This is a genomic window from Comamonas sp. B-9 (genome assembly GCF_000410635.1).
Classification (GTDB): Bacteria; Pseudomonadota; Gammaproteobacteria; order Burkholderiales; family Burkholderiaceae_C; genus Comamonas.
The window spans coordinates 18886-29964 of sequence record NZ_KE148659.1 but is presented as its reverse complement, the minus strand read 5'-3'; the positions used below and the strand labels follow the sequence as shown (position 1 = coordinate 29964).

Sequence of the window (11079 nt, the reverse complement as noted above, 5' to 3'; positions counted from 1 at the left end):
TCAGTGACGGCCGCGTCATTGGCCCCCTGTATGGCGGCCCCAGCCGCTGCCAGGCGCCACGGGGCCTCAGCTACTACGGCCGCTTTGACAAGTTTTTTGCGGACGGGGCCGCGCAGTGGCTGGGCAACTGATCGCTGACACCTGGCGCGGCCGCCGCCCTCGCAGGGCCGGTTTGCCGGCCCTTTTCTTTGCGCAGTTAACCAATGTTTTGTTTTTGTACTAGTCGATAGGCTTGCTTGATGTAAGTGCTTGCTCTAGATTGGCTGTATCCGGTCAGTAGTTTGTGTTGATCGGCGGCGCTTTTCTTGTCGCAACCGCGAGGAGTCCATCATGTCTTGTCGCATTGTGTCCCGCTGGAGTTCGGCGCTTTCTGCTGAGGGCCTGCGTTGGGTCACCGCGCTCATCGTGGCTGGCAGTTGTGGTTGGGCCCAGGCCAGTTGGCAGGTCGATGCGCGCAGGATGCCGGCCAGCCCCAGCGCTGTGGAGGCCAAGGATGCGGTGGCGCTCTCGGCGATGGCTGTGGTGCCCATCGTGCTGCCGCCCTGGCAGAACAGCAAGGCGCTGGCCCCCGATGAGGGCGGCGTCCGCCAGATTGGCGTGGCGCGCGCGCTGGATACCCTGGATACGGCCGACAAAGTCGCGCGTCTGTTGCAGTGGCGAGCCCTGCCATCAGGCCAGCAGGTGGCCGCCTTGCAATGGCGGGCGGACGATGCCTATGGGCTGCGTCTGGGTCTGGAGTTTGCCGCCTTGCCGCCGATGGCGGTGTTCCGGCTCTATGCATCGCCCGATGCCGCTGCCAGCTACGAGGTGACCGGCGCTGCGTTGCTCGAGCGCCTGGCTGCCGATGCGCAGACGGGCCAGCGCACCTGGTGGACGCCCGATGTGGGGCCCACGCCCGTGCTGGAGATCCTGCTGCCCGCCGCGTTGGCGACCAGCAGCCTGCAATGGGCCATGCCCCAGCTCTCGCAGATCGTCGTGCCGCCCCAGGTGGCTGAGGCTCTGAAGACGGCTGACATGGCCACGTTGTCTGAAAAGCGCCTCTCCAATGCCTGCCAGCAGGATGTGAATTGCCAGACTGCGTTGCTGGACCAGCGTGATGCCGTGATCCGCATGGTCTATGTGAGCCAGGCGCGCACTTTCCAGTGCACAGGCACCTTGCTCAACAACCCACGTCAGGACCTGACACCCTATGTGCTGACTGCCGCCCACTGTGTGCGGGACCAGGCGACGGCATCGACCTTGCAGACCTCCTGGTTCTACTACTCGCAGTCCTGCGGCAGCCAGCAGCTGTTTGCCGGCCATGCCGAGCGCTACAGCGCGGCGCGCTGGCTGGCCACAGGCATCGGCAATGACATGACCTTGCTGCAGCTGGATGAGGCGCCGCCAGCAGGCGCCTTGTTTGCCGGCTGGGATGCGTCCACCCAGCCCTGGGGCGTTGCGGTGGCCGGGCTGCACCATCCGCGTGGCGACTTGATGATGCTGTCATCGGGCAAGCTGCAGGACGATGCGGTGTGCGCGGTGGACTATGTGGGCCGCACCTTGGACTGCGCTCCGCAGGCCCAAGCCGATGGGGGCTTTTACCGGGTGCTTTGGAGCCAGGGCGGTATCGAGGCGGGCTCCAGCGGTTCGGCCCTGTTTGTCAATGGCCGCGTGACCGGTACGCTGACGGGCGGTGACAACTGGTGCCCTGCCAAGGATGGCCGTGTCGTCTATGGCCGGCTGGACCAGGCCATCGCCAGCTTTGCGGCTTGGCTGGGGGCCGACAAGGCGATGAACAGCGATATGCACATGCCCGTCTACCGCTTCCTGGTGCTGCGCTCGGGCGGGGAGTTCTATACCTTGTCTGCCTCTGAGCGTGACTATGTGATCGCGAGCTTCCCCAACGAGCTGGTCTTTGACGGCGTTGCGTTCTATGCCGCAGGCCGCGCACATGCCCGCCTGGTGCCCGTTCACCGCTATTTCAACCCCGAGGTCGTCGCCCATTTCTACACCACCAGCGATGCCGAGCGGCAGTTTGTGCAGACCTACCACCCCAGCTGGAACTACGACGGCATTGCCTGGTGGTCGCCCGCGCAGCCCGGTGACGGGGTGGAGGCCGTCTACCGCGCCTACCAGTATGTGCCGGGGGTGCACCTCTACAGCCTGCAAGTGCAGGCGCGCGATGCCTGGCTGGCCAATGCGGGGCTTTTGTATGACGGACTGGCTTATTATGTGTGGGATGCGCCTTAGGGATCCCCGGGATGCCCTGCACACCTCCCTGGCCATGCCTGCACTGATCCATGACTATCCATACCGATTCCTTCGCCGCTGCGCCAGTTCCCCGTCCTGACAACCGCGTGATTTCCGCGAGCCAGTCCTCGCCGCAGGAGGAGGTGCTCGAGCGCGCGCTGCGCCCCAAGCAGCTCCAGGAGTATGTGGGCCAGGTCAAGGCGCGCGAGCAGCTGGAGATCTTCATTGGCGCGGCCAAAAAGCGCAGCGAGGCACTGGACCATGTGCTGTTGTTTGGCCCGCCCGGGCTGGGCAAGACGAGGCTCTCGCACATCATCGCCTCGGAGTTGGGGGTGAACCTGCGCCAGACCAGCGGCCCGGTGCTGGAAAAGCCCAAGGACCTGGCGGCGCTGCTGACCAACCTGGAGCGCAACGATGTGCTCTTCATTGACGAGATCCACCGCCTCTCGCCGGTGGTCGAAGAAATCCTCTACCCGGCGCTGGAGGACTACCAGATCGACATCATGATCGGAGAAGGGCCGGCTGCGCGCTCCATCAAGCTGGATCTGCAGCCCTTCACCCTCGTGGGGGCCACCACGCGCGCGGGCATGCTCACCAACCCGCTGCGCGACCGCTTTGGCATCGTCGCGCGCCTGGAGTTCTACACCACCGAAGAGCTGACCAAGATCGTGATGCGCAGCGCCGGCTTGCTGAACACACCCATCGATGACGAAGGCGGGCTGGAGATTGCACGCCGCTCACGCGGCACGCCCCGTATTGCCAACCGCTTGCTGCGCCGGGTGCGCGATTACGCCGATGTCAAAGGCAATGGCCGCATCACGCAGGAGATGGCCAGCCGCGCGCTGGCCATGCTGGATGTCGATCCCCTGGGCTTTGACATCATGGACCGCAAGCTGCTCGAAGCGGTGGTGCACCGCTTTGATGGCGGGCCGGTGGGGCTGGACAATATTGCCGCCAGCATTGGCGAGGAGCCCGGCACGATCGAGGATGTGATCGAGCCGTATTTGATCCAGCAGGGCTTTTTGCAACGCACACCGCGCGGCCGGATGGCCACCCAGGCGGCTTACCGCCACCTGGGTCTGGTGGGCGGCGGGCCTGGACAGGCGGCGTTGGTGTAAAACTGAAAGCCCCATCGCTGGGGCTTTAGAGTTTGGTGCCAGACAGGGGCGCGTGGCCCCGATTCAAGCGGCCTTGGCGGCGCGCTTGGTGGGCGGTGATTCGTTGCCCATGTTCTCGCAGAGGTAGTCCCAGCATTCCTGCACGATGGCGCGGCGGCTGCCATTGGCTGCGCGCGTCATCAGGCAGATGCGGCGCGACAGCAAGGGGCCTTTGAGCGGCACGGTCACCCAGTCATCGCCTTGGTGGCCCTGCGTGTACAGGCGCGAGAGCAGGCCGATGCGCAGTCCGCTTTGCACCAGCGCGTAGAGCGACTCGGTATAGCTCAGCGTCTCGGTGTGGCTGGTGCCCACGCCTTGCTGCTCCAGCACCGAGACAATCATCTCGTAGGTGCTGCCGCGCGAGAGCACGACCAGCGGCTCATCGCTGAGGTCCGACCAGCGCAGATCGGTCTTTTGTGCCAGGCGGTGCTTGGCGGGGATGACGGCCATGACCTCGTCCTCGGTCACGAACTGTGTCTCCACCGACGGGGGCACGGTGAACTCCAGGCCCAGGCCGATGTCCGAGCTGCCATTGGCCACCGAGGCCAGCAGGTCGTCATTGCGCATGTCGTGCAGCTGCAGGTCCACCATCGGGTGGGACTGCTGCCAGAGGGCGAGCCACGGCGCCAGCAGGTGGGTGGTGGAGGGGATGCAGCTGATGCGCACGGTGTCGGCCTGGTATTTGAGCAACTGCTGCAGATCCTGCACGCCTTGCACAAAGTTGTTGATCATCCATTCCACCTGCGGGCGCACGGCTTCGCCGGCCGACGTCAGGCGGACATGGTGGGTGCTGCGGTCAAACAAGGCGGTGCCCAGCAGCGTCTCCAGCTCACGGATGGCCGAAGACAGTGCGGGCTGGCTCATGGACAGCGCCTGCGCGGCACGGCTGAAGCTGCGGTGCGTCGCTACTTCCTTGAAGCAGCTCAGCTGGCGCAGGGAGGGCGTCGGCAGGGGTTTTCGGGTCAGCTCGGCGTCTGGCATATAACGGTCAATACCTTTTTAGTAATCTAACAGAGGAGTCATTGAACTCGTCTATAGATGGTCGCACTACTATTAATAATGATCAAGCAATTAGTGAATTCTAAAAGTAATTAAATGTCACTTGATCACCAGAGGTTGGAGTGAACGCTGACATACCTTGGTATTTTATCGGCTCTATGAAGCATTGCGTTTCATTTGTTTGTGTCATCGCACAGGGCCCTGGGCGACATTGGCGCGGCAGGCAAACGGCCGCCTGCATGGTGGCCACCATGCAGGGGAAGCTGATGCAAAAAAGTCACAAAAAGTGGAGGGGGGAGGCAGAGTCCGGCCCGAAGGGCGGCGGCTTGCAGCCGCTGTTAGAGGGTTTCGTCCAAGCCGACGGTCTGCAGGTGGCTGGTGTCGCCCCAGCCCACCAGGGTCAGGCCGCTGTCCGGTGTCCACAGCAGGCGGTTGACGCTGGTATTGGCCAACTCCCAGGTACGGGGGGCCTGGATGTCCTGGCGCGTGGCCAGGCGGTAGAGGCAATCGAGCACGCCGCCATGGGCCACCAGCGCGATCTGCTGGCCCAGGTGGCTGGCGGCCAGTTCGGCCACGACCTGGGCCACGCGCGCCTGCAGCGCTTGGAGTGATTCGCCCTGGGGCGGGGCAAAGACCGGGTCACGCTTGCGCCAGCGCAGGGCCGACGGCGGGTCCGAGACCTCGATGTCGGCAAAGCGGGAGCCTTCATAGTCGCCAAAGCTGCGCTCGCGCAAGGCGCGGTGGGTGGCGAGCGGCGCGCCATTGGCCTGCGCCAGCGCCTGGGCGGTGCTGAATGCGCGCTGCAGATCACTGCTGTAGATATGGGCCAGCGGGGTCTCGGCCAGCGCCTGGGCCAGTTGCCGGGCCTGGCGCTCGCCGGTGGCGTTCAGCGGTATGTCCGTATGGCCCTGGATGCGAGCGGCAAGGTTCCAATCGGTCTCCCCGTGGCGAATGGCAATGATCTGGGTGCTGTGCATGCGTTCCTTGTTATTGGGGTTTGGCGGCGGGCTTAGTGGGAGTGGCAGTGGCAGATGCAGCGGCTGCAGCTGGAGTGGACGCGGGCTGGGTAGCGGCGGGCGCGCCGACCGTGGTGCTGACGCGGCGCGGGCCTTGCGGCGGCTTGGGAAAGCCGTTGAGCGCCGAGTCGAACAAGATGCGGTAGATCACCTGGTCATCGACCCAGACATCCTCGTAGCGGGCCGAGGTCTCATAGACCACCTGCTGGGTCTGGACATCGCGCAAGGTCAGCTGCACGGCGCGGTAGTGCAGCGAAGGGCCGGTGTCGCGCCAGGCGATGCCACCGCGCCAGCCCCAACCCCAGCCGGGGCCCCAGCCCAAACCGCCATAGGGGTTATAGGGGCTGCCGGGCAGCAGCCAGCTGTCGGGAATGTAACGAGCTTGTACGTCGATCTGCGCGATCACGCTGCCCTGGCGGTCGTCGCGGCGCAGGCCCACACCGGCCAAAGAGGCCTCGGCCTGGTGCACGACGGTATCAAATTGTGGCCCCAGTGCGACCTGGGACGGCAGCAACTGCAGCCGGTAGGTCGGCGGCGCGGGCACTTGCTGCAACGTGGAGTAACTTTGCACATCGCTGTCGATGGTGCGCACGCCGGCGCAACCGGCCAGCCAGAGGCTGGCGCAGGCCATCGCTGCGACACCGGCGATACGACGCCACTGGGGCATGCCTGGCAGGGCCGCCCGGTCAAAAGAACGATACATGGTGCCGTCTCCCGAAAAAAAAGCGCTGCGCCATAAGGACACAGCGCATGCGCTCAACGATAAACGCTTGGAGCGGCAGCGGCTGTCAGTCAGGGGCGACAAGCAGGGCTGCATGGCTCAAGCAAACGTGGATCAGCCCAATTGCACCACCTGCATGCCGGCGGGCAGCGAGGGGTTGCTGGGCAGGTCGTCGTGGTCGAAGGCCTTGTCGCCGTTTTCATCGGCGATGCCGGTGGGCTTGGCGTTCTGGAAATCGAACAGCTTGGGGTCGGCCAGGTGGGTGGGCACCACATGCTGCAGCGCGCGGAACATGTTGTTCACACGGCCGGGGTGCTTGCGGTCCCACTCGCGCAGCATGTCGCCAATCATCTGGCGCTGCAGGTTTTCCTGGCTGCCGCAGAGGTTGCAGGGGATGATGGGGAAGTCGCGGTACTGGGCCCAGCGTTCGGTGTCCTTCTCGGGCACATAGGCCAGCGGGCGGATCACCACATGCTTGCCGTCGTCGCTCACCAGCTTCGGGGGCATGGCCTTCATGATGCCGCCGTGGAACATGTTGAGCATCAAGGTCTGCACGATGTCGTCGCGGTGGTGGCCCAGGGCCACCTTGTTGCAGCCCAGCTGGTCGGCCACCTTGTACAAAATGGCGCGGCGCAGGCGCGAGCACAGACCGCAGGTGGTCTTGCCCTCGGGCACCACACGCTTGACGACGCTGTAGGTGTCCTGGTTCTCGATGTGGAAGTCCACGCCCACGCTTTTGAGGTACTCGGGCAGCACATGCTCGGGAAAGCCGGGCTGCTTCTGGTCCAGGTTCACGGCCACCAGGTCGAACTTGATGGGCGCGCGGGCGCGCAGCTTCATCAGGATGTCAAGCAGGGTGTAGCTGTCCTTGCCGCCGGACATGCAGACCATCACCTTGTCGCCGTCCTCGATCATGTTGTAGTCGCCAATGGCGCGCGCCACCTCACGGCACAGGCGCTTTTCCAGCTTGTGGTTCTCGCGCTGGATCTTCACCCGCTTTTCGTTGTTAGCCGATGCCTGCGCATCGTCGCTGGCGGCGTCGTCAAAGTCCCATCCGTTCGCGGCGGCGGGCTGGGGCTGGAGGAGTGCGGTATCGGTGGGGGCGTTCATAGGTTCACCATTGTCCGGTTTCGGTGCGGATTGCAACTTCGCAATCGTCAAAAATCTCTAGCTTGGCGATCTTCACGCGAACGCCACGCACATTGGGCAACTGCATCAGCCGCTGGGCGACCTTGCCGATCAGGGTCTCGAGCAGGTTGACATGCTCGGCCGTGCATTCATCGATGATGATCTGGCGCACCTTGCGGTAGTCCAGCACATGCATGATGTCGTCATCACTGGGCGCCAGCGGCTGCTGGCCCATGTTGATTTCCGCATCCACCAAGATGGGTTGCGGCGCAGTCTTCTCGTGGGCGAGGATGCCTAAATTGGCATCAAAACGCAGGCCCGTCAAGCTCAGGGTTTGCAACCCGATGTCAAATGTCGTCATAAAAACAGCAAGGCAGCGAAGAATCGCTACATCATCGAAAAATCGCGGTCAAACCGCATCAGGTGCTGGCCGCCGTCCACCAGCAGGCTGGTGCCGGTGATGGAGCTGTTGTCCAGCGCAAAGCGCACGGTGGCGGCCACATCGTCAGCCGTGGATGAGCGCCCCAGCGGGCTCATGCGGTGCAGGGCCTCGAACTTCTCGGCGCTCAGGTAGTCGCTGGTCAGGGTCAAGCCCGGGGCCACACCGACCACCCGCAGGCGCGGCGCCAGCGCCTGGGCCAGCAAGGTGTTGGCCGCTTCCAGCGCCGCCTTGCTCAAGGTGTAGCTGACAAAGTCGGGGTTCATGTTCCACAGCTTCTGGTCGAGCAGGTTCACCACCACACCCTGGGCCTCATCGCCCCGCTGGCAGATATGCTGGTGCAGCAGCTGCGCCAGCACGATGGGCGCGGCCGTGTTGCTGCGCAGATGGCGCTCCAGCGCGGCATAGCCAAAGTCGGCGGCGCCATCATGCTCGAACAGCGAGGCGCTGTTGACCACCGCATCGATCTGGCCGAAATGGGCTACCACCCGGGGCAGCAGGCCGCGCACTGCGGCCTCGTCGTCGAAATCGGCGTCAAAATGGCCGCTCAGGCCCGACAGCGCGGCGCACTCGGCAGCGGTCTGCGCAGCCTCGGCAGCCGAGCCCCGGTAGTGCACCGCCACCTGCCAGCCATGGCGGGCCAGCCCGAGCGCAATCACCCGGCCCAGGCGCTTGGCAGCGCCGGTGACCAGTACGGTGCGTGGGGTCGAAGAAGGCATGGGCATGGCAAGCGCTCAGCAAGCGGCGACAATAGGGGGGTGAATACAGAACCCTCTAGTTTAACGACTGTGCTGGCCAAGCGCATGGCTGAGGCTATTGCCCAGGCCGGCGGTTGGATCCCGTTTGATGACTTCATGCGCATGGCGCTGTACGAGCCCGGCCTGGGCTACTACGCCAATGACCGCAGCAAGTTTGGCGTCATGCCCGAGGAGGGCAGCGACTTTGTCACCGCGCCCGAGCTCTCGCCGGTGTTTGGCGAGCTGGTCGCTGCCCAGGTGCAGGATGCCTTTGCCCACACCCAGACCAGCGAGGTCTGGGAGTTTGGCGCCGGCACCGGTGCGCTGGCCGAGCAGCTGCTGTCCACCCTGGGCCCCGCCTGCACGCGCTACACGATTGTCGATGTCTCGGGCAGCCTGCGCCTGCGCCAGCAAGAGCGCCTGGCCCGCTTTGGCGACCAGGTACAGTGGGCCGACAGCCTGCCCGCGCAGATGCAGGGCGTGGTCGTCGGCAACGAGGTGCTCGATGCCATGCCGGTCAAGCTCTTGCTGCGCCAGCAGGGTGTGTGGCAGGAGCGCGGCGTGGTCGTGGCGAGCGCCGAGGGCGACGATCTGCGCTTTGGCTGGGACCAGCGCCCTACCCACCTGCGCCCGCCGGTAGAGCCGGAGCTGCCGCTCGAGGCCGAGTACCTGACCGAGATCCACCCGCAAGGCGAAGCCTTTGTCGCGACGCTGGCCGACCGCATCACGCGCGGCGCGGTGCTGCTGATCGACTATGGCTTTGGCGAGTCCGAGTACTACCACCCGCAGCGCCATATGGGCACCCTGGTCTGCCACCACCTGCACCAGGTCGACAGTGACCCGCTGGTGCTGGTGGGCCTGAAGGACATCACCGCGCATGTGAACTTCACCGGCATTGCCGTGGCCGCGCAGGATGCCGGCATGGACGTGCTGGGCTACACCAGCCAGGCCCACTTCCTGATCAACTGCGGTCTGGCTGCCAAGCTCGACGGGCTCGAAGTGATTGCCCGCAGCAAGGCGGCCAAGCTGATGATGGAGCATGAGATGGGCGAGTTCTTCAAGGCCATCATGCTGAGCAAGGGTGTGGCCGTCTGGGAGCCAGCCGGCTTTGTGCAGGGCGACCGCATGCATCGGCTATAGGGACCCTCTGCAAAAATCCCTGCCGTGGTCTGAACGCGGTCTCGGGCGATCCACTGCGTTGTCTTCCTTGTCAATAGCTACAGCTATTGACTGCAAAAGACGCCGTGCGCCTCATCCCGATCCGCGTCCATCCCGCTTGGCGAGGGTTTTGCAGAGCATCCCTAGCCGCTGGCACCAGGGCAGAGAGGGGGCAGGGTGGGACTGGGTGAGGTGGGCCCCGCAGAGGCGGGCCGACAAAAGATGGCTGCCGGTGCCAAGCCCTGACACATGCCCGCCGCCCGGTGCGTCCGATCTGGACGCGCCCGGCACGGGGCATGCAGGCTGGCTTGTGCTGCACCGACAGACTGCGATCATGGCGGCGCTGCATGACGGCCTGATGACAGCCTGCAACACTGCCGCGCAGCAGCGCCCTTCATCGGTTTGCGCATAAAGATACGCGTTTTCATTCGTTTTCTGATTGCAGCGCGCCTTCTACAGTGGGCCTATCACTGGTCCGCCAAGGAAAGCTGCCATGTCCGCGCTGTTTGATGTTCTGACTGCCCATCCGTTCTTCTTCCGCCGCCCGGTGCCCGACAGCGCCAGCCAGGCAGGCAGCGCCGCTGGCACCACGCAAGCCTTCAGCCTGCGCCCCATCCAGCAGCCCGCGGGTGCCCAGACCCGCCTGGGGGTGGAGGTCGTGGGCCTGGACCTGTCCCGCCCGCTGGGCCCGGACGACTTTGCCCGGCTGCAGCAGGCGCACCAGGACCACAGCGTCGTGGTCTACCGCAACCAGCGCATCAGCCCGGCCGAGCAGATTGCCTTCAGCCGCCGCTTTGGGCCGCTGCAGCGCCATGTGCTGCGCAACTACCAGCTGCCGGGCCATGACGAGATTCTGATCGTCTCCAACATCATTGAAAACGGCCAGCCCGTGGGCCTGGGTGATGCCGGGGCCTACTGGCACTCCGACCTGTCCTACAAGCCCCAGCCTGCGATGGGCTCGCTGTTGCATGCGCAAGAGCTGCCCGAGGTCGGTGGTGACACCTTGTTTGCCGACCAGGTCGCGGCCTACGAGGCGCTGCCCTACACCCTCAAGCAGCAGCTGGTGGGCTTGCTGGCCGAACACAGCTATTTGCTCAAATATGAGGCACTGCGCGAGCGCAATGCCTTCCGCCCTGCGCTCACTGCTGCGCAGGTGGCCGAGGTCAAGCCCGCCGTGCACCCGGTGGTTCGCACCGATCCGCAGACCGGCCGCAAGTCCTTGTTTGTCAGCGAGCATTTCACCACCCGCATCCTGGGCCTGCCCGAGGGCCGCTCGGCAGCGCTGCTGGCCGAGCTGTTTGCCCACAGCACCCAGCCGCAGTTTGTCTACCGCCACCACTGGCGTGACCGGGACCTGGTCTTTTGGGACAACCGCGCGGTGCTGCACCTGGCCACCGGCGTGCCGGCTGGCCAGCGCCGCAAGCTCTACCGCACGACGATCGAAGGGGATGTGCCGGTATGAACGCCACCTCCCCGACCTTGCGCGCTACCGGGC

10 protein-coding genes are annotated in these 11079 nt (G+C 64.9%); 4 read left to right on the top strand and 6 right to left on the bottom strand.

Features of this window, described 5'->3' with window-relative positions; all coding sequences use genetic code 11:
• Nucleotides 1–330: 330 nt before the first annotated feature.
• Both H928_RS29375 and ruvB read left to right on the top strand, forming a co-directional pair.
• On the top strand, nt 331–2229 hold the full coding sequence (locus tag H928_RS29375; RefSeq protein WP_021028525.1) for a trypsin-like serine protease: 1899 nt from the start codon (nt 331–333) through the stop codon (nt 2227–2229).
• A gap of 50 nt (nt 2230–2279) precedes the next feature.
• A complete protein-coding gene (gene ruvB / locus H928_RS29370) occupies nt 2280–3347 on the top strand; it encodes a Holliday junction branch migration DNA helicase RuvB (RefSeq protein WP_021028524.1) in 1068 nt (355 codons plus the stop codon).
• A gap of 63 nt (nt 3348–3410) precedes the next feature.
• Here the strand turns inward: ruvB and H928_RS29365 are convergent, their stop codons facing one another.
• The 6 genes from H928_RS29365 to H928_RS0122495 all read right to left on the bottom strand — a co-directional run bounded on the left by H928_RS29365 (nt 3411) and on the right by H928_RS0122495 (nt 8414).
• Complete coding sequence (locus H928_RS29365) at nt 3411–4367, bottom strand: LysR family transcriptional regulator (protein WP_021028523.1); 957 nt, start codon at nt 4365–4367, stop codon at nt 3411–3413.
• A gap of 356 nt (nt 4368–4723) precedes the next feature.
• Nucleotides 4724–5362, bottom strand: coding sequence for a histidine phosphatase family protein (locus H928_RS0122515; RefSeq protein WP_021028522.1), 639 nt, complete (start codon nt 5360–5362; stop codon nt 4724–4726).
• A gap of 10 nt (nt 5363–5372) precedes the next feature.
• Complete coding sequence (locus tag H928_RS0122510) at nt 5373–6104, bottom strand: hypothetical protein (RefSeq protein ID WP_239645053.1); 732 nt, start codon at nt 6102–6104, stop codon at nt 5373–5375.
• A 132-nt stretch (nt 6105–6236) separates the two neighbouring features.
• On the bottom strand, nt 6237–7232 hold the full coding sequence (gene ttcA / locus H928_RS0122505; protein WP_021028520.1) for a tRNA 2-thiocytidine(32) synthetase TtcA: 996 nt from the start codon (nt 7230–7232) through the stop codon (nt 6237–6239).
• A 4-nt stretch (nt 7233–7236) separates the two neighbouring features.
• Nucleotides 7237–7611 carry a dihydroneopterin aldolase gene (locus tag H928_RS0122500; RefSeq protein WP_021028519.1) on the bottom strand — a complete coding sequence of 125 codons (375 nt, stop codon included), beginning with the start codon at nt 7609–7611 and terminating at the stop codon, nt 7237–7239.
• Nucleotides 7612–7637: 26 nt separating this feature from the next.
• Entirely contained in the window at nt 7638–8414 is a 777-nt protein-coding gene (locus H928_RS0122495; RefSeq protein ID WP_021028518.1) for an SDR family oxidoreductase, read from the bottom strand.
• A gap of 78 nt (nt 8415–8492) precedes the next feature.
• Here H928_RS0122495 and H928_RS0122490 point away from each other — a divergent pair, with 78 nt between their 5' ends.
• Nucleotides 8493–9566 (top strand): class I SAM-dependent methyltransferase, encoded by a 1074-nt coding sequence (locus H928_RS0122490; RefSeq protein WP_052330202.1) that lies wholly within the window; start codon nt 8493–8495, stop codon nt 9564–9566.
• 511 nt (nt 9567–10077) lie between these two features.
• Complete coding sequence (locus H928_RS29360) at nt 10078–11046, top strand: TauD/TfdA family dioxygenase (RefSeq protein WP_021028516.1); 969 nt, start codon at nt 10078–10080, stop codon at nt 11044–11046.
• Nucleotides 11047–11079: the final 33 nt, after the last annotated feature.